The following is a 22,356-nucleotide window of genomic DNA, read 5'->3' on the forward strand; positions in this document are numbered from 1 at the left end:
TGAAAGTGTTTCAATTAAAAATCATTAACATTAAATCAAAGCATCCAATTATTATTTTCAAACGGTATAAAACCGAAATTACTAATATCGAACAGTTCAACACAAAAGTACTGCAAAAATGGCCACTTTTTGGGGTATTTCGAGCCATTTATTGAATTATGATTAGCCTAGTTTAGCCAAGACTATTCATAAATTTCTTTTCAACCATTTACGGAGCCCCACAACCCCCTGGTCTGATTCCCTTATGGGATTATTTAACCGGGATTATTTAATAGAATTGGTGATAGCCTGTCTCGTGTTTACGGGAAGTCTTGCAAAAGCAAGAAAATCGGCGTGTTTGAAGATTTTAGCATAGCACCGCTATGGTGAAATTGAAAACAGCAACGAAGTGGCTGATTTTAAAGCGATTTCAGCACGTAATAGAATGTCTATTGCATATTTTGGGTTAAAAGTACTGAGGCATTCCCAATTAGACCAGAAACATACCATCCTTTTCATGATAAAAGCCCCGAATATATTGACCCAAAATTTTCAAAGATTTAACCTTCTGATTTTCCTACTTTTTCTGTTTACCATAGCTCATCCAGTAAGCGCACAAATAAAATCTGAAGTTCATTGGGAGAATGGAAGCCCTTCTTTGATTATTGATGGAGAGCAATATCCACCTTTTGCCTACATGTCCTATTTGGGAGAGGAAGAATATTATACGGAAATTGCTGCTTCCGGAATTCATCTATACAACCTTCCAGCCTACTTGGGAGAGGGAGGAATAAATACCATCTCAGGAATTGGTGCTTTTAGAAATTCAATATGGAAAGGAGAAAATGAATATGACTTTTCAAGCATAGAAGTAGATTTTGAGAAAATACTTAATGCGGATCCAAAAGCCAAAGTAGTCATCCGCTTTTACCTTGATCCACCTCGCTGGTGGACTTTAGCAAACCCATCAGCAGCAGCACAGTTGCCAGATGGTTCATTATTCCGCCAAAGTTTTGCTTCAGAAGAGTGGCGAGAAAAAACAAAAGTGGCTTTTCAGGATTGTCTGGATTGGTTGCTAAAATCCAAATACCGTAACAATCTGGCAGGAATTCATGTGGCCAGTGGTTTTACGGAAGAATGGTTTTACCATCCTAAACAGTACCAGGACCAAAACCCTGTCCGACTAAAAGCCTTCCGTGATTGGTTAAAGAATAAATATGGTACAGTTCAATCACTGAAAACAGCCTGGAATGCACCGTCTGTCACTTTTGACAATGCCCAGCTGAGCAATATCGATGAGCCTGTCACTGATATCTCATGGAGAGACCCCATTAAAGACCAAAACTACATCGACACGTATCGGTTCCATACGGAAGTTTTGGTGGACAATATTGCCTATTTCTGCAAGATTGTCAAAGAGAAGAGTGATGGCAAATTGTTGACAGGGGCATTTTATGGGTACCATTATTTCGTCACCGACCCAAGGAGAGGCCATGGATCTCTAGCAAAGCTATTGGATTGCCCGGACCTGGATTATTTGTCCAGCCCAAATGTTTACAATAGGTCAATTGGGGAAGATTGGCCTCCTATGGTGGCGGTGAATTCTGTTCACAAGCATGGAAAGCTTTGGTTGGCAGAAAACGATACACGGACTTCAATTACTACACTTTTAAAAGACCGCTCTCAAGGAATAGCTCCTCCTGGTCAATATGAAAGTGGGGTTTGGCTTGGCCCTAAAGACCATGATGCTTCTGTCTCATTGCTATGGAAAAATGCAGCAAGAATGCTGGCTTACGGTTATGGGGGCTGGTGGTTTGACATGTGGGGAGGTTGGTTTAGTGATCCTGAAATGCTTCAGGTATTGGAAAAGACCCAGCAATTTCACCATGACTACCCGTCTAAAAACCCAGAGAAAATGAAGCCTTCTGTATTGGTAATTGTCGATGAAGAACTTTCATTTTGGGACAAAAGTTATGGTAGACTTACTGAGAAAATATTGTCTAACCGATATCCAATAGCCAAAACAGGAAGTGCCTATGACCTTTATCTAAGGACAGACTTACAAGAGATTAGCCACAGTCAATACAAAGTAATCTGGCTTATGGGCTTGCTTCAGTTAACCGATAAAGAAACTGCGCTGATCAAAAAGTGGCAGAAACAGGGCAAAACCATTTTGTGGACCAACGATAAAGGAACAACCCTTAACTTCCCTGGAAAAGCCGCCAAATTCCTTCCGGAAAAGTTGCAATGGAAGCCTTCCGAGCTTAAGAAAATCTGGGCAGAAGCTGGCGTTCACCAATACATAACTACGGAAGACATCTGTTATGTAGGAAGAAATTGGCTAAGCTTACATTCCGTTGATGGTGGAGAAAAAAACATTCAACTCCCCTATTTAGCGCAAGTAATTGACCCATTAACAAACAAGGTATTGTCCGATTCCACCAACCAAATCCAAATAAAAATGGATGCAAAATCAACGGTTATTTTCCGGGTTAATCCATTCTAATCACCCCTTCAATAAATGTCTTATGCCTAAGGGAGGTTTTTGTCATCCATGTTTTATTCCAGTTGAAAGCTTACAGTTATGTACTTAAGAATTTCAAAAGTAATTCCTGAAAAAGAATTGAAATCCTATAACAACCTTTATTTAACCTGTTGTTTTTCTGAATTTTAGAATCAATTTTTATATTTTGCTGACAGAACCCTATTTCAGCCATAAAATAAAAACCAACATGAAGCATATGTTACGTACTTACTTGCCCTTATTCTTAGTACTAATTTTCCAATTTTGTATTTCTCCCGAAGACACAAAAAAGATAATAGATGACGAAGAGGAAGAAGAGGAGGAGGAAGAGGTAGTACTGGAAGACCCCACAGATCTGCCATTTACAGTCGAATGGTCCATCAACAAGGAAGGTGATGAAATTGGTGGCTCCTTTTCCCCGTTTTTGCATATAGGTGAAACCGACCTTTACCTATACAGCCCCTATGGTGGAAAGGGAATTGTTTCTTTGAACAAAGCCAATCAGGAAACCAACTGGAACATCAATAAAGAAAGTATAGGAGGCCCCTTTACCATGAAAACCATTGGAGATCACCTTTGGGCCATGACGGCCGACATTAATAATCCAACTGTGATCAAAGTAGATCCTTCAGATGGCAATGTACTATTTGAAAAGCCTTCCGGAACATTCCCTTCCGGGCAGGTAGATGGTAACTGGTTTGGCTTAAGAAAAAGGGAGACATCCCTCTACAAGGTAAGTTTGGAAACTGGCAATGACGAAATCGCATGTGAGGAGTTATTGGTAGACAATATTAGAAATTTCCTTTTCAGAGATGACAAGTTGGTGCTGATGGTGGTACGTGGAGGTAGAAATTTGCTTTCTATAGATCCCAATACTTGTAATGAATACTGGGAGGTTTTCAATTATGATGAGCCCAACTTTGGTCACCTCAACTATTATTCCTTTGCCGTGGATCTTGGAAGCACCCTACTAAGCGTCAGCCCGGATAATTTCATCTTACGTTCTCCTACTACAGGAGAAGCTGAATGGAAATACCCTGAAGGTTTCAATAACAATACACTTGACCTGACCCATATGCTTCACTTTGAAAGCAAGAAGTCCTTGATCTACCACGACAAAGAATCCGGAAAAGTGGTGGCCATCAACTGGTCTTCCCAATCTAAAACATGGGAATCAGAGATTCAGAATAGAGATGTCGGCCAATTGTTTCTGGTAAAGGATAGGCTCTTTCTTTATACAAAAAACAACTTTCTCTATGAGATCAATGTAGAAAATGGTCAAACCATTTCAGAAAGAGAGATAAAGGAGCTTTATCCTTTCGACACTTCAATCATTCCCTTTTCCATCAATCGTTTAGAAGATTATTTTGGTGAAAGGTATTTCAAAATTTATGGAGATGAAATCTATTACACCACCGAACAAAGCCTCTTGGTTTCAGCGAGGTTAGATTAACATTAAACTGACGCGTCCCCTTCGACAAGCTCAGGGGACGCATCAGATCATTTTTTCTGGCAAAACGCTCTCTTAGTCTACTATTGAAAATTGTTTTATTAAATTTTGTAGATTTCAGTTTATACTTGTAATAATTAATACAACGGAAACGAAAGAAGTCTGAAGGACTTCAACCACAATAACCACGGGTTTCACCCGTGGAAAGAATAAGAAAGCAGAGCGATTTTGGCGGTATTGTTGCTTTTTTTTCTGCAACAATGCTGACAAAATCTCAACGTCTCTCAAACCCTAGCTAAACAAAAACCCCACAACAAATCAACATTTGTTGTGGGGTTTCCTATTTCTAGTTGTATGTGGAAAATTATTTTTTCTCCAACAATACTTCAGCATGTACAGCTACTTCACTCCATGTTTTGCTCACACCGTCTTTACCAGTATGTAAAGCCTCGCAAGCCTTATTGATAGAAGCTACAGCATCTAAAGCATTCCAATTTTCTAATTCCATTACACCGTCAAAAATAAATTGGGTATCATTTACAGTAGAATACTCCAAAGGAATGTTTTGTGTAGTTCCATTCAAGGTTACGTCGATAGAACATTTGTTACCACCTTCTACTTTAAATACACCTGAAATCAGCTCTGTATTTTCCATAACACCGAAGAAAAATTCAAGGATTTTAGGATCTCTTGTTCCAGTAGCGTCGTTGGTAAATAAGCTACTTACAGGGATGCTAAACTTGGTACCATTCATGGCTTCAAGTGCAGTCGCTCCTTCACCGAAATTAGTAACATTAATTTTGGTGAATTGTCCTCCTACAGGTGCTTTGTCTGTGGTCTTGTAAGCCACAAAGCTAACTTTAGTAGAATCTTCTACCAAAGTAAAGTTGCTTTCCGCAACAACCTCTGTTTCAGTTTCAGCGCTTTTATTGGCATTGTTACAACTAAAATTAGCAAGCAACAAAAGGCTTAAGGCAATTAGTTTTAAGTTTTTCATGGTTTTTTTATTTTAAAAATCTTGTCAAATTTAAACATATTAAAGGGGCAATTAAAACCTATAGCCAAATCATTTCCATTATACCTTAAAGTTGATTTTTTTTAACTCTTTAAAGGAGGTCAATTGATGGACCATTCCTTGCTGGGTTGAAGGGCAGCATCTTGTCAACGCCTTAATATTATGGTAAAATGGAATTGTCCCATAATTTACTACACCCTTCCAGGGCTTTAAGGTTTCGTTTTTGCCAATTATGGATGGGCTACACCCATCCCTATTTTACACCGCCCCGTCAGGGCTCCAATTTTTCCAGATTATCCATTCCTAGCCCTGAAAGGGCGATATATATCAGCACAGGGTGGCAGCCCTGTGTGACCAGTCCAATCCCCAACCTCCAAGCCCTGAAAGGGTGACATATTGTCCCCACCTTAATTTGCGAAAAATTATGCTTAAATGGAATTGTCCCATAATTTACTACACCCTTCCAGGGCTTTTCAGGTTTTTTTTGCCGATTGTGGATGGGCTAACACCCATCCCTATTTTACACCGCCCCGTCAGGGCTCCAATTTTTCCAGATTATCCATTCCTAGCCCTGAAAGGGCAATATATATCAGCACAGGGTGTCAGCCCTGTGATTAAGCCCAATCCCCATCCTCCAAGCCCTGAAAGGGTGACATATTGTTCTCACCTTAATTTGCGAAAAATTATGCTTAAATGAAATGGTTCCATAATTTTACTACACCCTTCCAGGGCTTTAAGGTTTTGTTTTTGCCGATTGTGGATGGGCTACACCCATCCCTATTTTACACCGCCCCGTCAGGGCTCCAATTTTTACAGTTATCCATTCCTAGCCCTAAAAGGGCGATATATATCAGCATAGGGTGGCAGCCCTGTGATTAAGTCCAAGCCCTAACCTCCAAGCCCTGAAAGGGTGACATAAAAATACAGTATTAATCCCAAACATAACGTTCATCATATTCTACTCCGTATTTCTTTAAAAAACCAACATATTCCTCTTTAAAAGTCTTTTTTTTATGGTGTTCATGTTGGTTGGCTATATAAATCTTCACTGCCTCCACTTGTGTTGGATTTATTGAAAAAGAACCATATCCATCTTGCCAATAAAAATCCTTATAATCTTCTCCCCTAGTTTTTATCCACTTGGAAGAATGCGATTTTACACTTTCTACAAGTTTCATAAGTGCAATTTTTTTAGAAAGATTGCATAAAATATGTACATGATCAGTAAAACCCCCAACTATGATTGACTGACAATCCATCTTATTACAAACACCTCCCAAGTAGGCATGTAATTCCTTATCAATAGGTGGCAGTATCTTTGGCGTCCTATTTTTTGTGCTGAATATAATGTGAATGAAGTTTTGTACTAGTGACTGTCCCATAATTTTACTACACCCTTCAGGGCTTTAAGGTTTCGTTTTCGCCGATTGTGGATGGGCTGATACCCATCCCTATTTTACACAACCCCGTCAGGGCTTGATTTTTATAGTTATCTGTTTCCTAGCCCTGAAAGGGCGATATATATTAGCACAGGGTGTTAGCCCTGTGTGATAAAGTCCAATTCCTACCCTTCAAGCCCTGAAAGGGTGACATATACCACTGACTTTAATTAGATGAATTTTATGCAAAAATGAAAAGGGCCCCATTATTTACTACAGCTTATGCCGAATATTGAATGAGCTACTACCCATCCCAAATTTTACAACGGCCTTTCTTTTTATTGATAGCCATTTTTGCTCAAGTCCTGCAAAAATACTTTTACACTTTGTTCCATTTTAGTGGTGACTGTGTCCAGGTCATTAAAATTCGGACTTTTCAAAACCTCCCACTCCAAAATGGAATGGGGATGGGTAGAAGCCCTGTAATGAGCCCCCAGTTCTTTTTCATCCATTAAGGCTAAATATTGCTTTTGTACCTGCTTGTTTTGCCCTGCCAACCAAATTTCGAAACTTGCCTTTTGATGATTAAAAATGATGACGAACTTTAGTTTCTTCTCTTTCAACTCTTTTGTACTAATCGGAAAATAGGTAAAGTCCATTGCTCCTTGATAAAAACTACCCACAATGAATTCCTGATGGTTATTCTTGAAATAAATTCTAAGCGACTGCATAAACGCAATTAAGCTTTTGTAAACTCTCGCTATTTCTCCCGTCTGGATTTGTTTTTGGTATTCAGAAAAACTTTCATTCATTGGTTCCATCTCTCTTTTAAGGTGTTAATGGATTTAATTTAGTAGGTAAAACCTTAAATCAAAAATAAGACTAGGAATTTTATACATCAAAACTTCAACGGTGCCTAATACCAAATGGCCTGGGGTAAAGCTGAAAAGAGACTGCCGCCCTTTGGTCCAGATACCCTTCCGTGTTGACCTCAATTTCGGGGCTATGTACGGTAACCAGGTATTTTCCTGAACAGGCTTATACGCCTGGTTCCACTTTTAGAATTGGGAAGTGGGGGTTTTATGATAGCGCATGAAATGTAAGGCCTTTTGAAAACTTTCGTTTAGACATGAATTACAGATCCCATGGTAAGACAAAAAAAACGCCCATAAAGGGCGTTAAACTATACTTTGTGGTTTAAATCACCTTCTTACCAACTTGCCGATGGATTCGAGCAATTGGGATTTGTTAACCAAAGCCACTTTGGCTACACGATAAAAATCACTCATCCAATCCTCTATTTCTTCCAAAGCCTCATCTTTTATTTTGGTTGCTTCCTGAGACTCTCCTTTTTCTCTGAGGTAATTTTCTCTTGCAGCTTCCAAAACAGCTATCTGACTTTCTCCTGCATTTAATTCATCAATGCTGATATTTAGCCTAGAAAGTTGGTTTTGCAAAGCGGAGTCTGCTACCACTTCAGAATAAAAGGTTTTTACCTTTTCCATCCAGCCTGTATAGGCCCTTGGTATTCTACCCAATATCCCAAGGCGGCCTAAGATAACGCCATCATTTTTAAAAACTACTTTGGCTAATTTACGGTGGACCCCATAGGTATCTTCCAATGCTGATTTAGCTTGCGTAAAATTGGCATAAGCAGCGGAAGTTTCATTGTCTTCAATTCTGTTGGCGTCAAATAATTGTCTGGCTTTAGCCAATAAGGCTTTGCCTTGGCTGATGACGCTGGCATCGTATCCCTTTTCTGCCATGGCATTGGCAATTTCGGGTTGATTTTCTGTATTGTTTAGAGAAACCCTGTACAGTTCAAGGGTTTCGGCTTCGGATAAAGAATTCATTTTGGCCATAATAATTAACTTTTGGGTTATAAATTTGAGTTATTGCGAACTCCTTTCGGATGCTTGCCATCTGCTAAAATTGACCCTGCGTTAATTATTGTTACTTATCCATTCTTATAGGTACTAGACCTATTTTTTACCATCCCTCATACATTCCTACAGGCTCCTCCTGTGTAAATGAGCGTTACATTTCCATTTTCCCGAGTTACAATTGCATTATTTACCATTACATTTGTATTCTCTATGATTACAATTGCATTCCCGACCATTTACATTTGATTTTTTTACGTTACAATTGCATTCTCCCCCCTTACGCTTCCATTTTCTAAGGTTACTATTCGGTTTTTTTCCATTACAATTGCATTATTGACAAGTCCCCGTTCCTACTTTTCGGTTACATATCTATTAAATATAACAATAAAATTAAAAAATTAGTAATTTTATTGTGAGAAATTGGTTTGGTGGGGGAGGGATGTGTAAGAAATTAATTTCAATTAAAATTTGCCTCACATATAACACAAAGTTTAATTCACCAGATGAGTATTTGCATTCTAATGACGATTTTATTCCCTTTTTTCAATTGTAACCCAAGTTTTATCAAATCCAATTTCCTTTAAAACTTTATCTTTTTCTAACGCATCTGGTTGTTTTAACTTCAAAATCAAACTTTTTCTTGGAACCTCTTCAATAATAGTAAATTGAGATCCATGTGGCTGCCACACAAATCTTTTATTATCAGTCCCTTGATCATAACCTTCTAAATTGCCATTCCTGTTCCATGAAAAATCAAACAGTTCAGGGTCGTAACGGATAGTTTCAAATTCGAAAACAGCAACTTGAGAAAGGTCATTCGATTTTACCAAGACAACTGTTCTAAGGTTTTTAAATTTTTCTCTTATAGAAGAAACTCTCTCATTCCATATCTCTAGGACTTGACCTCCAACAATTATTGGGTCCGCAGAAATATCTACGGTTCCACCATAAGAATAAAGCGTTGAATTCCTCCCTGATATCAAACGAACTTTATTTAATTTCCTGAAATCTTTAACACCTGATTTCACAGTTTTTGCTCCCCATGCAGTATTCCCTAAAACTACGTCATCAAGACCAACATTCGAAGGCTTCCATTCAGCTCCAATACAATGAGCGAAAATTTCTTCCCATTCAGATCCTTCAAGAACCCCTTTACCTTTTGTAGCTAGTAAATAAACAATTTCTTTGGCAAGAAGGTAAGGGAATTCCGAACCAAATTCATTTAATTTATAGGGTGGGATTGATTTATTTACTGTCCTTAATTTTGGAGATTGTCTTCCCATTACCTAGGGTTATTTTTTAAATCATATTCTCTAAGAACCGACGCTTGATCAAGAGATGTTGCAATATACGGTAACAATTTTTGGACAACCGCCTTAATCATATTCACAGGAACAGCATTCCCGGCCTGTCGTCTAGCCTGACCATCACTAACAACAATCTTATACCAGTCTGGAAACCCTTGTAATCTAAACATTTCTCTCGGTGTTAACCTTCGTTCACCATTCACAAGCAAGTAATTATAAGATGCTCCAGCTCTTAAAGCACAGGAATAAGGATAAGAGCAAATATTTCCTGATTTATTTTCATGCCAAATTGAAGGGTAAAAAGATGATTTATGACTTTCATCTCTTTTTGCTCTTATATAATCTGAAGCATAATGCTTCTGATCAACTTTAGTTTGTAAAATCTCCGTTAATGGTGTATATGGTCTTATAGGATCAGGATAAGTAAACATAATAGGTTCTTTATGACCAACAATTACTATCCTTTCTCTTTTATGAGGTAATCCGTAATCAAGGGCATTTAAAACAGAATATTGAACGTGATAACCAAGTTCAGTTAGTGTTTTCAAAATAACTTTTAAAGTTTTTCCTTCATCATGACCAACAAGTTGCTTGACATTTTCTAAAATAAATGCCTTAGGTTGTTTCTCTTTGATAATACGTGCTATATCAAAAAATAGTGTCCCTCTAGTGTCACTTAGACCTTTCATTTGTCCAATAATGCTGAATGGTTGACATGGAAATCCTGCAAAAAGAATGTCATGATCCGGAACGTCCTTTTCGTCTATTTGTGTAATATCTCCATGGGGTCTTTCTCCGAAATTGGCTTCGTAAGAATCTTGGCAAAATTTATCTATATCTGAAGAAAACACACATTTTGCATTTATATCAACTTCTTGACAGGATTCTTCAAATGCAATCCGGAAGCCTCCAATTCCACAAAAAAGGTCAATAAATCGAATTTGTTCTCTATTATCGTACATTTTTATATTTTAAAATCACCAAACAGTAAATTAATCTTGTTTGAAATTGGTTCCAATCACACAGAAATATGTACTTATATTTAACTATGAGAAATGATTACTAAACTAATGGGTTTTTAATTATTTTAAAAATTTTTAAAGATATTGTATACTAAAATATTCCTTTCTATTAATTAATACATTCTCAATAATTAAATAAAAGCGGTATTTAAACTTTTTATTAAACACCTCCACTCCACAATCAAGCCCTATCCAAAAAAAACCTCCTACTCCAATATGGCATATAATCCCAGAAGGATCGTATAGCATGCATTCGTTTCCTAAGTGATTGTAGACGGTTTCTGAGCATTGGCTATAAGGGAATTATTAAATGTTTTGAAAGCTATACACCTGGGAATAGAAGCAAAGCGATATTGACAGGTGGAATAAAAACTACCCCAAAAACGCCCCAATATGCCATAAAATCCCAGAAGGATCGTGTAGGAAGTATTCGCTGCCCCAGTCGTTATAGACGATTTCGGATAGGCGGACGCCGCTGTACTTTTGAGGGAGGTTGAGGGTTTTTATTTTTTCCAGATGCTTGGCCAACCCCTCCACTTCCATAAATACCATGGTATTGTCTACCCAGTCCTTGACATAGGCCTCCTGCAGGTAGAAGCCAAAGGCACCGGATTTGAAGTAGGACATCTTGCTGGAAAGGACGATTTCGGCAAAGCCCAGATCGGTATAAAATTGACGGGACAGCCCATAATCTTTGGCGCCAATAAACGGCCGAATTGACTTGATTTTATGTTCCATAGTTTATCTCGATTAATTCAAAAAGAATTAACCAAGATAAATATTATATAAGGATTTATCCATAAATCAAAGCAAATGGGTCCATGCTTTCATCTTGGGATTAATTTAATCGGAGAAATAAGGATTGCTATATACTGTATTTTAGAAACAGCCCTGTTCAGTAACAGACCTATGCTTCCTTTTGCGTCAGCTCCCAAAGCTCTACTACTTCATCAGTACGCCAGTTCTGGTTTCGCTTTGTTTTCTTTGAGGCTGGTTTAACAGATTTTTTAAAGCATCTTGCCAATTGAAAACGACCGCCTTCAGCCAGTTCTTTTTCTATTGGATGTTCTTTGGTCAGCTCCGTGATTTGAGCTAGGTTAGAGAACAAAAGCAGCAGTTTGCCATCGGGCAACAAGCGTTTCTTTGCCTCTGCAAAAAACTCAGGGAACAGCTTCTCATTGTAATAGATGCCTGTATCCAAGTTTTCCACAGCATTGGATGCTGGCAGCCAAGGAGGATTAAACACAATCAGTTCGGTCTGTTTTTCCCACTTTCCAAAAAGATGTCCCAGATCCAACTCTATCTTTCGGGACAATTTAGTATCTCCCATAAAGGCTTTTAACCCCACGATCGCGTTGGGATTGCTGTCTGTTCCAAAAACCTTTTGGAAGCCGTACTGCACCATTTGTAAAGCGAGAATACCACTACCCACACCAATGTCTATGGCCGTTTTTTTCGGGCCAGTATAGCGTTTTAGCCACTGATCAAACTGCGCCAAATGATCAAATCGGGTTGGGAAATAGGTGCCGTAATAAGGGTGTAATTTATTCCTTAGCACAGGAATGGAAATCCCATTTTTGTACCATTCCCAGGAACTGTTTAGTCCCTGTACTTGAGGAAAAGTCAGCAAGAAATCACTTTTTTCCGGATACAACTCTTCCAACCAACCGATAAAAGGGGCCTTCTTAAGTGCCAGTTTGTTCCCTGCAATTTCAATCAATACAAGGTTGGAAAGCTTGTGGTAAGCTGCCCGAAATTCACGTTGCTCCTGAAAAGTTGTGTTAGAAAACTTTTTTTGTAAATGAGCTTTCAATTCTTTCATAAGCAACAAGCCGTTGCTATAAAAAGCCGTAATCAACACTTGCTTACCGGCCTCTAATGCTTCTATAGAAAGCTTTATGTCTGTGGTGCCATCAAAGACAACTTTTGGTTTCGCGGAAGTAATCGGTTCCGGCTTGTTTATTTTTATTGCTTCAGTCATATTTTACGTTGTGCTTTGGATTATCCTGAAAAAATCCATTACTGATTCTTATTTATAAAATTAAAATCACCCCAGTCCGGATTAGTTGAGTACCGGATTTATGGGATGTGGATATTTTGCATTGCGGTTCTGAAACCTAAGGATAGTGTCTTTTACAATCACGCCTTTGTCTATATTTATCGCATTACTAATCGTCTGGCTATCTTTCCAACTTTCACGGCCAGAGATCACAAAAGGCAAATGCACGATCATCGCTGCCGATATGGATCTGGAAGCACTTTCCCAAAAATAACTTGGGGTATGATCTACCCCATAGTAATCAATAGCATCAATGGCTATCAATGGATTTTTAAAAGTAGTTGGCTTGGCAAAATAAAAGCCCATCCCTTCATCACAGCTCACATCGATAAACAGTGAACCAGGTTTTAACATTGACTTTTCATTTTCCATGACATAATTGATGGGATCATCTGTATCCTGGTAGGTTCCATTAATGATAATCTCAGATTCATTGATTAATTCCAATAACGGCCTTTCCGTACCATCGTGTTCTACCACGATCAGCCTGGGCTCATTTTCATTCCCCTTTCGAAGTCTGGCATAATGCACATCCAATACCTCTTCTCTTACTTCGTGATCTGGTCGCTGAATACAAATGGTAATGTCCCTAAAACCATGTGCTTTCAAGGCATAAATTGCCCCTCTGCTTACGGCTCCAAAACTAAAGATGATAACTTTTCTTTGATTTCCATAATGTCCATCTATCCCTTTTAATTGTAGGGCATGAATAACGGCACAATAGCCTGCCATTTCATTGTTTTTATAGAAGGTATGTCTTCCAATTTGCCCGCTAGGACTCCAAACATACATGTCTTCGAAAGCAATCAAGGTCAATTTCTTGTCGATTGCGATTTGGGTAATATGATCTTGTTGGGCGCAATGAGGATAACCCCAAAGCAAGCCGCCCTCTTTAAGTTCTTCCAGATCTGAAAGGATAGGTTTGGCAATGATAGCCGCCCCAATATCCGTCAGGATTTCACTTCGACTTGCGATTCCACCGGTCAGCTCACTGATCTCTTCGTCGGCTATATTGAAAGGCAGGCCATAACCTTTTTCAAAAATAAGTTGCTTTCGAATAGGTTCTGGAAGTCTTGTTAAATGTGCAGGATGAATAGGAACCCGTCTTTCGTCTTCTTTTTTCGAGGTACCAATTACACCCATTTCTAATAAAGCCATATTTTTTGCTTTGTGGCGCATTGCAAGGTAATGACAGGTGCAAAAACGCAAGATTAAAATTACTTTTAATAGGTAATTTCCAGCACCCAGGCATTAAGTTGGCTACGGAGTTTAAACAATTGAAATAAAGATTTATAAAAAAGTAAGCATCAGCAATTCGCTGAGATAGTGCGAAGGGATATTTAATAACTTCAGATCAATACTACTGTTACAAAGGTACTTTATTTAAAACCATTACTGGCATTATCCAAAATTATTAACATAAGCTTGAACCCAATTCATCAAAAAGCCCAATGGTTTGACGCATTGGGCTTTGAATGTATCAGTCCTATTCCTTTATATTTTGCACCTATAGGCTAGTAAAGAGGATAATAAGGAAAAGGGAATACGATGCTGTTCTAGGTAATTTAAATCTCACACTCATCCCATACATAAAGCACGCAAAATGAGCATTTTATTCAGTAGCTATTGATTATACTTTTTCCTGTATTACACCACAGGCCACTCTTGAACCGGCTGCACCGGAAGGCTGTGAAGTAAAATCATCGGCATCAGCATGAATAATAACCGCCTTATTGAGGATATCAGAATCCTGTCCATCACCGATAGACCATCCATCAACCACCATAACAAGCGATCCAATACCATCTTCACCTACAGTCAAATTATCTATATCACCGGCATGGTAATCATTTTCACCTCTCTTACCGTGCTCATCTTCAGTTGGGTTCCAATGACCTCCTGCAGAACTAGCGTCTGCTGCACTGCAATCTCCATTTTCATGAAGGTGGACTGCATGCTTTCCCGGTGTCAAATTGTTCACTGACAATACCAATTTAACCTTTCCCTCTGCTGTTTGAGTAAAGGTAGCCATTCCTGAAACCTCACTTCCATTTGCCGCTGACAGCACTGCATTTGCTGACTTGTCAGCCATCTTGGTTTCACTTTCAATAGTCTCCTGTTGGTTTTCTTTTACCTCTGTCCTATCAGTAGCACTTTCCCCGGAATCATTGGTTCCAGGTCCACAAGCTATTGCCATGGATACAGCCCCGATAAATAGAAAATAATTAAGCGTTTTCATAATCATAGTAATTTAGTTAAATCCGAGTTACTATTCAAGAAAAAACTATGCCAAAACTATAGATTATAAATTAACTTTATAACTATAAACAGATTCAATAAAACTAAGTAAGGATAACCTTTTTATTGTATTATTGTATTAATAGGCTTGGAAAATGGCTGCAATTAAGGGACAAACTCCTTGAAAGGCTAGCGGTAAAACACCAACAAAGCTGAATTTTATAGCTCCACTTTAACCCAAGTTATTCCGCACAGCAAGAAAATCAAATCCCCTTGCCTATGGTTGCCAATGTTTTCTGGTCAAAGCGACCTTCCAGTTCGATCACCATAAATTCGCTGTCATTATCAGACCTAATCATCAGCACTAACCCTTCCACAGCCTCTTTTCCTTTGGAATAAATGGCAAGTCCGCTGTCTTTGTCAGTGGCATCCATCATCAATTCATAACGCTCCCTGTTCAAACCTTTGCTTAGCTTGTGAAAATCTGCCTTAGCACGTGAACCTCCCACCGGCAACTTAAAAAACTTAACCCTTTCTATGCTTTCGGTAATGGCATCGAGATTGGCTTCCTCGATTTCTAGGTTCCATCCTTTGGCAAAGTCCAGAAAGTTTCCAGCAAGGTCTAAGTGAAAGAAATTTTCCTCGCCCTTGTATTGCTGATAAAGCTGATCCACACTTTTGCTTTGGGCATGAAGTACTGAAGGAAGGCTAAAAAGGAGGGTCAATGCGATTACAATAATTGAATTTTTCATGGTAAAATCTTTTAATACTAATGGTTATTTATTTTTTTTTAGCTCGGCCATACTCTTCCATTCCGGGCAAACTGGTGTTTTCAGAAAGCATATTGAGGTCTTGATAGGTGAAATCCCCCTGCATACTCATAAAGGTAAATTCACTGGTAGACCCTGAAACCATCAGCAATTCCTTGATCCTGCCTCCTTCTTCCCTGACCATAAATTTCAATGAGCTTTCTTTGTCCCTCACGTCCATGAGTTCTTCATAAAGGTTCTTTTTCAGGTCTCCCATAGCTTCATTGAACAAGGCCAAACCACCAATTTTCTCCGCAGATAGAATTCTAATGCCTTTGATTTTGGTGATCAGCTCCATCAGGTTTTCGGCATCTTCATCCTTCTGGTCCGCATTGGAACTTAGGAACCCCCCGGCCATTTGCATCAGCTTGGGGCTGATGTAAACCCTGGAAAAGCGTTCATCCTGCCTGTACTTCTCATAAAACTGCTCTATGACTTCCGTTTGAGCCTCTGCCAACCAAGGCAATAAGCACAAGGTCAGTAATAATATCTTTTTCATCGCTAATTATTTTTATTGTTGTCATACCAATCCATACCTGAATTGAGGTATTTGATCTTTTCCATACTTTCCAGTTGACTGGTTCCCTTCTTTAGGTTTAGCTTTATTTTACCCATGGCTTCCACTACTTGTTGATAAGCCTCGGCCTGCTGCTGTTGCTCATATTCCTTATAGCCCCACCAACAGGCGGTAACAGTAAGAAAAACCAGCATCACGGCAGCCAATTTTTGCCAAGGAAAACGTTGCTTGGGCAAAGGCAATTGAATACCTGATGACTTCTCTGAGCGAATCATTTGTATCCCTGAATAGAACTCGGCAAGTTTACTATCCGCCTTGTCCGCTTCGACTTCTGCAAAGAGGGTCTTTTCCTCTTCCAGGCTTGTCTCACCCTCCCAGTATTTTTTCCACAATTCCTTATTCTTGCTTTCCATAATTTTCAAGAAATGATTTCAACTTTTTTCTGGCCCGGTGCAATTCCACCTTTACCTGTCCTTCATTAAGACCCAGATAATCAGCCATTTCTTTGTGTGTAAGCCCTTCTACTTCCCGCAGGAAGAAAATTTCCTTTTGTTTCTCAGGAAGTTTATTCATAAACCTGAACACCATTTTAGCTTGCTGACTAGTATCTACTTCGGGTACAACTTCCATTGCCATTTCCCCAACTTCCTCCAGTGTTCCCCATTTTCCTGCCTCACGAATCTGCTGCAGAGCCTCATTTTTTAAGGTCTTCACCAACCATCCCGTAGGATTGTTAATAGAAGAGAGGTATTCCTGTTGCATAAATCCTTTGGTCATTGTTTCCTGCACCGCATCTTGCGCTTTATCCCTGTCCTTCAGCCAAAGTATGGCGAACCGGTAAAGCCTGTTCTTCAAGGGCCAAATCTGTGATTCAAAAAAGGACTTCATGTAGTAAGATGATGATCGGGAAACAAAAAGGTTACACTTTTGGACAAAAACTTTTTTAAATAATAGAGATAATTACCAAATTATCACCAATTAACTGGAACAAGCGGCTTATTCTCAGGTTTACTTTAAATTAGGCTATGGTCCTATTAATTTAAAATCCCATTGCATAATCCCTGTTTAAAAATAAAATATATAGTTTGCCTCCTGACTATTTATTAATTTGCCTATTCAAAGAATAGAAAAAATCAAAGCATGCAAAATACCGGAAATCATTCGCTAAAAATAAAGGACATAAAAAAAGCCCTGGCAAAACCAGGGCTTGTGGTGATGAGTGGGCTCGAACCACCGACTCACGGATTTTCAGTCCGATGCTCTACCAACTGAGCTACATCACCGCTGAAAGTGATGCAAAGGTAGCTATTTGTTACTTTTGTACAAGCAATTTTAATAAAAAAATCGAGGATAAATAATAACACATTCAATATGAGTAGCTTACCACAAATCCTTTTTTTATTGGTTTTAGGAACAGCAGGGTATATTCTGTACAAGAGGATAAACTTTATCCGAAAAACCATCCTACTGGGAAAACCCTTACAAAGGAATGACAAACCGGAAGAACGTTGGAAAACCATGTTACTGGTAGCCTTGGGACAAAAGAAGATGTTCAAAAATCTAATTCCAGCCTTACTTCACCTGGTAATTTACGTGTCCTTTATTATCATCAACCTCGAAGTTCTAGAATTCATAATAGATGGGATTGCTGGTACGCACAGGGTTTTTGCCCCTTTTCTGGCAGGTTTTTATTCAGTAGCCATGAATTTTTTCGAGTTTTTGGCTTTGGGAGTTCTTGTTTCTTGTGTGGTATTCCTTATCCGTAGAAACATCACCAAGGTACCAAGACTCAACATGAAAGAGTTGAAAGGATGGCCAAAATTAGATGCCAACCTGATTTTGGTAATTGAAATCATATTGATGGTAGCAATTTTCACCATGAATGCTACCGACCAAATCCTCGCTTATAAGGGTGTCGGTGGATATATCCCACTCGGCGGTCTTTGGATTAGTGGAAGCATCCAAGGGCTTTTTGAAGGCCTTGAAGTTGGCACGCTGGTTTTTATTGAAAGATTTGCCTGGTGGTTTCACATCATTGGCATATTAGGCTTCGCTGTTTATGTCACTTATTCCAAACACCTCCACATTTTCCTGGCCTTTCCAAACACCTGGTATTCCAATCTGGAACCCAAAGGAAAAATCCCCAATATGGAAGCCGTTACACATGAGGTAAAGATGATGCTGGGAATGCCTACTGATCAACAAGGGACTGAAACTGCTGAAGTTGGTAGATTTGGCGCAAAGGATATCAATGATTTGTCTTGGATCAATCTGATGAATGCCTTTTCTTGCACCGAATGTGGCCGTTGTACGGCCGAATGCCCTGCAAACCTTACAGGAAAGAAATTATCTCCACGAAAAATTATGATGGACACTAGAGACCGGGCCGAAGAGGTGAGTAAAAATCTACTCGCTGGCAAAAAAGGACTGGACGATGGCAAGTCACTTTTAGGAGATTTCATTACTCAGGAAGAAATTAACGCATGTACCAATTGCAATGCTTGTGTGGAAGCCTGTCCTGTCAATATTGATCCATTGGCCATTATTATTGAATTGAGAAGGTATACGGCCATGGAAGAAAGTGGCAGTCCCGCACAATGGAATGCCATGTTCCAAAATATTGAGACCAGTTTTGCCCCTTGGAAATTTCCTCCAACGGATAGATTTAACTGGGCAGCCGATTTAAACAAAGAAAAAAAGTAAAAATTCTATATTATGAGTGATAGCTATAAAGCCCCTACAATGGCCCAAAAAATGGCAGCTGGAGAAGCGCCTGAGATCTTATTTTGGGTAGGTTGTGCAGGCTCTTTCGATGACCGATACAAGGCAGTAACCTTGGCTTTTGTCAAAATCCTTAATAAAGTGGGTGTGAACTTTGCCGTACTCGGAGATGAAGAAACTTGTACCGGAGATCCTGCCAGAAGGGCTGGAAATGAATTCCTGTACCAAATGCAGGCCATGAGCAATATCCAGGTATTGGACGGTTACCAGGTAAAACGCATAGTAACAGCCTGTCCCCACTGCTTCAACACCATCAAAAATGAATACCCGGCTTTAGGGGGCAATTATGAGGTGGTTCATCACTCTCAATACTTGCAGGAGTTGATCAATGAAGGCAAGATCGTCATGAAGGACGGTGGTGAATTTAAAGGTAAAAAAATCACTTTCCACGACAGCTGCTTCCTTGGAAGGGCTAACGATGTATACGAAGCGCCTAGGGCAGTGATCAAAGCACTGGATATGGAACTGGTAGAGATGAAGCGATGCAAGTCCAAGGGTCTTTGTTGTGGTGCCGGCGGGGCGCAAATGTTCAAAGAACCTGAAGCTGGAAAAAAAGACATCAATGTGGAGCGGACAGAAGAAGCATTGCAAACTGGTGCAAAAACCATAGCCGTAGGTTGTCCCTTTTGCCTGACGATGATGACGGATGGTGTAAAAAACAAGGAAAAAGAAACAGAGGTAAATGTTCTTGACTTGGCAGAATTGATTGCTAAGGACCAGCAGTTATAGACCTAAAGTTGGTTTTAAAGGGCTGATTATAAGCGACAGTTTTGGTTTTCATATTTTTTTAGGGGAACTTAAAAAAAATTGTATCATAATAAATCTATCTTCGTTTAAATATAAATGCCAGGTTAAGCCTGTCAATATTTTGTAAATTTGTAGAAGACATATATTTAAAAAGAGTCAATCATGTACGTACCATTTGATGAAATGCCAAAAGATGCGAGAATTTGGGTATATCAGGCAGATCGCCCATTTGATGAGCAAGAAAAAACCTGGATTATATCAAAACTTGTTGCCTTTTGTAATCAGTGGAACACTCATGGTGCTGAAATGCCTAGTTCTTTTGACCTGAAATTTGACCAATTTATTATTCTTAGTGTTGACGAAAGCCAGTTGGGGGCCAGTGGTTGCTCTATTGATAGTTCAGTAAGAATTATGCGAGAGTTAGAGGTTAAATTGAATATAAATTTACTGGACAGTGGAAAAGTTGCTTACCTAGAGGGTGAAAATGTCAGGGTGGCATTTTTGCCCGACATCAAAAAACATGTCGTTGAGGGTTCTTTACAGTCCAACAGCAAAATGTTTAACCCTAGTGTAAGTAAGATTGCAGATTTGAATGACCAATGGCTAATTGAAGCCAACAAAAGTTGGCTAAAAAAATATTTTGCTAATTAATGCTGCGAGAGAAAAAATAGTATGAGAAACATAAAGTCTACCTTTCCAATAAGCCGCTGTTTACTTCCTGTTTTATTGCTTGTATTGCAGGCCTCTTGTACCAGTCTGCTACAGAAGGCCCAAACCCAATTTAACTCAGGAGAATATCAGTTGGCAATCGCCTCTTATTCTAAGTTATTAGAAAATGATTCGGCAAACAACGAGGCAAATTTTTATATTGCAGAAAGCTATAGACTCTCAAATAGAATAGAAAAAGCGGCTGCTTATTATGATAAAGTGAATGCTGAAAATGCCAGCTTTGAAAGTCAACTTCACAAAGGGAGAAGCCTAAAAGGCAAAGGAGAATATGAAGCGGCAAAGGAAGCTTTTGAAGCTGCCAAAAAGCTTACAATGGACGACGAAAAAATCGCCTTGGCCACAAAGGAAATTCAAAACATTGATGCTATAGCAGAAATAACCCCTATCTGGCCCAATCATGAATTGGAAAATTATGAATTGCTTAACTCTACGGGTATAGATTACGCCCCGATTGTAAGTGAGAACCAACTTTTCTTTACTAGCTCACGTGGGGCTGGAGGCATGTATGCAGGCACAGGCCAGGGATACACCCGATTATTTAAAACAAGAGCGGAAGGGATCAACGTAGATGTGCAGGGCGTACAAACCCTTAACGAATTCCGAAATGAATCAGGCCTTAACCAAGGAGCCATTGCCATAAGCCCTGACGGCAACATGATCGTCTATGCACGAGGCAACAGTGCCAGTAGAAAAGACCTTCCTGATGTTAGCTTATTTAGTTCCACATTCAATGGTAGTGGATTTACTGAGCCCGCCTATATGGGTGTTAATGGGGAACCAGAATATTGGAATTCCACCCCATCATTTAGCCCTGATGGTGAAACCCTTTATTTTGCCTCAAACAGGCCTGGAGGCTATGGAGGAACAGACCTTTACAAAGCCACTAAAATGGCAAGTGGGAATTTTGGTAAAGGTGTAAACCTAGGCCCTGAAATCAATACGCCTGGAAATGAGATGTTTCCTAGGTTATTGGCAAATGGAGAGTTTTACTTTGCCTCAGACGGTCATCCCGGATTTGGTAAGCTAGACCTTTTTGTTTTTAAGGAAGTAGAAGACACCAACAAGGTTATAAATCTAGGACCTAACTTTAATTCCATTGCAGATGATTTTGGGATTTTCTTCACCAAGTACCCTGAAGAAGGCTTCATCACTTCCAACCGCGAGGGAGGTAAAGGAGATGATGACATCTATTATTTCAAGGACATGACTCCAGCTCCAAAAGTGGTCAATGTATTGTTAAATGTAGTTACCAAAACAATTGCTGAAAATGGTGAAGAGCAAATTCTTCCACAGGTCCGTGTAATGCTTTATGATGACAACAACCAAACCATAGACGGCAACCTTACAAGTCAAAGTGGACGCTTGCGATTCCCACTTGAACCTGAGAAAAAATATTCAATGATCGCTTCCAAAAGTGGTTACTTCACCAAAAGTGTTCCTTACAGCACTATTGGCAAAACCCCAGCTGAAGAAGACCTGATACAGGATGTGACCAATATTACTCTGGACACTACCATTGTACTTGACCAGTTGATACTAGAGCGTGCCATAGTGCTTGAAAACATCTATTATGATTTAGATAAGGCTGATATTAGGCCTGACGCTGCAGTTGAACTTGACAAGCTAGTCAAAATCCTGAAAGACAATCCTGGAATACGCATTGAGTTGAGTAGCCATACAGATGTAAGGGCTACAGATGCTTACAATGACGATCTTTCACAAAGAAGAGCAGAATCTGCTGTGGCTTATATTGTGTCCCAAGGAATTGATGCAGACAGGCTGGAAGCCAAGGGCTATGGTGAAAGACAGTTGATTATCGAAAATGCTCAAACTGAGGAAGAGCACCAAGTCAACAGAAGAACAGAGTTTAAGGTTATAGAAATCACGGACTAAAATGCTTACCTTTGACCCTTA

20 protein-coding genes and 1 tRNA gene are annotated in these 22,356 nt (G+C 39.3%); 6 read left to right on the top strand and 15 right to left on the bottom strand.

From position 1 onward, the window contains the following. Window positions 1–388 precede the first annotated feature (388 nt). Both AC13EX_RS01905 and AC13EX_RS01910 read left to right on the top strand, forming a co-directional pair. The gene (locus AC13EX_RS01905) at window positions 389–2,485 is read left to right on the top strand and encodes a beta-galactosidase (RefSeq protein ID WP_482891321.1); all 2,097 of its coding nucleotides are present in this window, start codon (window positions 389–391) and stop codon (window positions 2,483–2,485) included. Between the two features lie 226 nt (window positions 2,486–2,711). Beyond that, window positions 2,712–3,956 (top strand): outer membrane protein assembly factor BamB family protein, encoded by a 1,245-nt coding sequence (locus AC13EX_RS01910; RefSeq protein WP_084011716.1) that lies wholly within the window; start codon window positions 2,712–2,714, stop codon window positions 3,954–3,956. A gap of 361 nt (window positions 3,957–4,317) precedes the next feature. On the opposite strand, the gene AC13EX_RS01915 is transcribed toward AC13EX_RS01910, so the two are convergent. The 15 genes from AC13EX_RS01915 to AC13EX_RS01985 form a co-directional block, all read right to left on the bottom strand. After that, window positions 4,318–4,950, bottom strand: a complete 633-nt coding sequence (locus AC13EX_RS01915) for a hypothetical protein (protein WP_048641827.1) — start codon at window positions 4,948–4,950, stop codon at window positions 4,318–4,320. 947 nt (window positions 4,951–5,897) lie between these two features. Next, window positions 5,898–6,350 carry an IS200/IS605 family transposase gene (tnpA, locus tag AC13EX_RS01920; RefSeq protein ID WP_482891322.1) on the bottom strand — a complete coding sequence of 151 codons (453 nt, stop codon included), beginning with the start codon at window positions 6,348–6,350 and terminating at the stop codon, window positions 5,898–5,900. A gap of 335 nt (window positions 6,351–6,685) precedes the next feature. Further along, window positions 6,686–7,168: a DUF7000 family protein gene (locus AC13EX_RS01925; protein ID WP_482891323.1), complete on the bottom strand. Its 483-nt coding sequence runs from the start codon at window positions 7,166–7,168 to the stop codon at window positions 6,686–6,688. A 381-nt stretch (window positions 7,169–7,549) separates the two neighbouring features. Continuing rightward, window positions 7,550–8,209 (bottom strand): PQLLE family protein, encoded by a 660-nt coding sequence (locus AC13EX_RS01930; RefSeq protein ID WP_482891324.1) that lies wholly within the window; start codon window positions 8,207–8,209, stop codon window positions 7,550–7,552. A 554-nt stretch (window positions 8,210–8,763) separates the two neighbouring features. Beyond that, window positions 8,764–9,516, bottom strand: a complete 753-nt coding sequence (locus tag AC13EX_RS01935) for a hypothetical protein (protein ID WP_482891325.1) — start codon at window positions 9,514–9,516, stop codon at window positions 8,764–8,766. Further along, window positions 9,516–10,502 carry a DNA cytosine methyltransferase gene (locus tag AC13EX_RS01940; protein ID WP_482891326.1) on the bottom strand — a complete coding sequence of 329 codons (987 nt, stop codon included), beginning with the start codon at window positions 10,500–10,502 and terminating at the stop codon, window positions 9,516–9,518. The genes AC13EX_RS01935 and AC13EX_RS01940 overlap by 1 nt, the downstream gene beginning before the upstream one ends. A 432-nt stretch (window positions 10,503–10,934) precedes the next feature. Further along, the gene (locus tag AC13EX_RS01945) at window positions 10,935–11,300 is read right to left on the bottom strand and encodes a VOC family protein (RefSeq protein WP_482891327.1); all 366 of its coding nucleotides are present in this window, start codon (window positions 11,298–11,300) and stop codon (window positions 10,935–10,937) included. Window positions 11,301–11,469: 169 nt separating this feature from the next. Next, entirely contained in the window at window positions 11,470–12,543 is a 1,074-nt protein-coding gene (locus AC13EX_RS01950; protein ID WP_482891328.1) for a methyltransferase, read from the bottom strand. Between the two features lie 81 nt (window positions 12,544–12,624). Beyond that, complete coding sequence (locus AC13EX_RS01955; RefSeq protein ID WP_339712836.1) at window positions 12,625–13,779, bottom strand: N(5)-(carboxyethyl)ornithine synthase; 1,155 nt, start codon at window positions 13,777–13,779, stop codon at window positions 12,625–12,627. 472 nt (window positions 13,780–14,251) lie between these two features. Continuing rightward, complete coding sequence (locus tag AC13EX_RS01960) at window positions 14,252–14,860, bottom strand: superoxide dismutase family protein (RefSeq protein WP_482891329.1); 609 nt, start codon at window positions 14,858–14,860, stop codon at window positions 14,252–14,254. 262 nt (window positions 14,861–15,122) lie between these two features. Further along, complete coding sequence (locus AC13EX_RS01965; RefSeq protein ID WP_482891330.1) at window positions 15,123–15,611, bottom strand: DUF4252 domain-containing protein; 489 nt, start codon at window positions 15,609–15,611, stop codon at window positions 15,123–15,125. A 28-nt stretch (window positions 15,612–15,639) separates the two neighbouring features. After that, complete coding sequence (locus AC13EX_RS01970) at window positions 15,640–16,167, bottom strand: DUF4252 domain-containing protein (protein WP_482891331.1); 528 nt, start codon at window positions 16,165–16,167, stop codon at window positions 15,640–15,642. Window positions 16,168–16,169: 2 nt separating this feature from the next. Continuing rightward, complete coding sequence (locus AC13EX_RS01975; protein WP_482891332.1) at window positions 16,170–16,598, bottom strand: hypothetical protein; 429 nt, start codon at window positions 16,596–16,598, stop codon at window positions 16,170–16,172. Further along, a complete protein-coding gene (locus tag AC13EX_RS01980; protein ID WP_339712846.1) occupies window positions 16,582–17,073 on the bottom strand; it encodes an RNA polymerase sigma factor in 492 nt (163 codons plus the stop codon). The genes AC13EX_RS01975 and AC13EX_RS01980 overlap by 17 nt, the downstream gene beginning before the upstream one ends. A 322-nt stretch (window positions 17,074–17,395) precedes the next feature. Then, window positions 17,396–17,468, bottom strand: a tRNA-Phe gene (locus tag AC13EX_RS01985). 88 nt (window positions 17,469–17,556) lie between these two features. Between AC13EX_RS01985 and AC13EX_RS01990 the strand changes: the two genes are divergently transcribed. The 4 genes from AC13EX_RS01990 (at window position 17,557) to AC13EX_RS02005 (ending at window position 22,335) form a co-directional block, all read left to right on the top strand. Further along, entirely contained in the window at window positions 17,557–18,888 is a 1,332-nt protein-coding gene (locus AC13EX_RS01990) for a 4Fe-4S dicluster domain-containing protein (RefSeq protein WP_482891333.1), read from the top strand. A gap of 12 nt (window positions 18,889–18,900) precedes the next feature. Beyond that, entirely contained in the window at window positions 18,901–19,695 is a 795-nt protein-coding gene (locus AC13EX_RS01995; RefSeq protein WP_205749810.1) for a (Fe-S)-binding protein, read from the top strand. Window positions 19,696–19,875: 180 nt separating this feature from the next. Then, complete coding sequence (locus tag AC13EX_RS02000) at window positions 19,876–20,364, top strand: hypothetical protein (protein ID WP_482891334.1); 489 nt, start codon at window positions 19,876–19,878, stop codon at window positions 20,362–20,364. A 21-nt stretch (window positions 20,365–20,385) separates the two neighbouring features. Next, window positions 20,386–22,335 carry a CHU_0125 family OmpA-like outer membrane integrity protein gene (locus AC13EX_RS02005; protein WP_048641814.1) on the top strand — a complete coding sequence of 650 codons (1,950 nt, stop codon included), beginning with the start codon at window positions 20,386–20,388 and terminating at the stop codon, window positions 22,333–22,335. Window positions 22,336–22,356 lie beyond the last annotated feature (21 nt).

Source organism: Cyclobacterium sp. L-R (assembly GCF_056859355.1).

Excerpts from the sequence above, each read along its gene's own strand:
- AC13EX_RS01970 (WP_482891331.1), bottom strand. The coding sequence starts at position 16,167 with ATGAAAAAGATATTATTACTGACCTTGTGCTTATTGCCTTGGTTGGCA.
- AC13EX_RS01950 (WP_482891328.1), bottom strand. The coding sequence starts at position 12,543 with ATGACTGAAGCAATAAAAATAAACAAGCCGGAACCGATTACTTCCGCG.
- AC13EX_RS01955 (WP_339712836.1), bottom strand. The coding sequence starts at position 13,779 with ATGGCTTTATTAGAAATGGGTGTAATTGGTACCTCGAAAAAAGAAGAC.
- AC13EX_RS01915 (WP_048641827.1), bottom strand. The coding sequence starts at position 4,950 with ATGAAAAACTTAAAACTAATTGCCTTAAGCCTTTTGTTGCTTGCTAAT.
- AC13EX_RS01940 (WP_482891326.1), bottom strand. The coding sequence starts at position 10,502 with ATGTACGATAATAGAGAACAAATTCGATTTATTGACCTTTTTTGTGGA.
- AC13EX_RS01910 (WP_084011716.1), top strand. The coding sequence starts at position 2,712 with ATGAAGCATATGTTACGTACTTACTTGCCCTTATTCTTAGTACTAATT.
- AC13EX_RS02005 (WP_048641814.1), top strand. The coding sequence starts at position 20,386 with ATGAGAAACATAAAGTCTACCTTTCCAATAAGCCGCTGTTTACTTCCT.
- AC13EX_RS01935 (WP_482891325.1), bottom strand. The coding sequence starts at position 9,516 with ATGGGAAGACAATCTCCAAAATTAAGGACAGTAAATAAATCAATCCCA.
- AC13EX_RS02000 (WP_482891334.1), top strand. The coding sequence starts at position 19,876 with ATGTACGTACCATTTGATGAAATGCCAAAAGATGCGAGAATTTGGGTA.
- AC13EX_RS01975 (WP_482891332.1), bottom strand. The coding sequence starts at position 16,598 with ATGGAAAGCAAGAATAAGGAATTGTGGAAAAAATACTGGGAGGGTGAG.
- AC13EX_RS01980 (WP_339712846.1), bottom strand. The coding sequence starts at position 17,073 with ATGAAGTCCTTTTTTGAATCACAGATTTGGCCCTTGAAGAACAGGCTT.
- AC13EX_RS01925 (WP_482891323.1), bottom strand. The coding sequence starts at position 7,168 with ATGGAACCAATGAATGAAAGTTTTTCTGAATACCAAAAACAAATCCAG.
- AC13EX_RS01965 (WP_482891330.1), bottom strand. The coding sequence starts at position 15,611 with ATGAAAAATTCAATTATTGTAATCGCATTGACCCTCCTTTTTAGCCTT.
- AC13EX_RS01930 (WP_482891324.1), bottom strand. The coding sequence starts at position 8,209 with ATGGCCAAAATGAATTCTTTATCCGAAGCCGAAACCCTTGAACTGTAC.
- AC13EX_RS01990 (WP_482891333.1), top strand. The coding sequence starts at position 17,557 with ATGAGTAGCTTACCACAAATCCTTTTTTTATTGGTTTTAGGAACAGCA.
- AC13EX_RS01960 (WP_482891329.1), bottom strand. The coding sequence starts at position 14,860 with ATGAAAACGCTTAATTATTTTCTATTTATCGGGGCTGTATCCATGGCA.
- AC13EX_RS01945 (WP_482891327.1), bottom strand. The coding sequence starts at position 11,300 with ATGGAACATAAAATCAAGTCAATTCGGCCGTTTATTGGCGCCAAAGAT.
- AC13EX_RS01995 (WP_205749810.1), top strand. The coding sequence starts at position 18,901 with ATGAGTGATAGCTATAAAGCCCCTACAATGGCCCAAAAAATGGCAGCT.
- tnpA (WP_482891322.1), bottom strand. The coding sequence starts at position 6,350 with ATGGGACAGTCACTAGTACAAAACTTCATTCACATTATATTCAGCACA.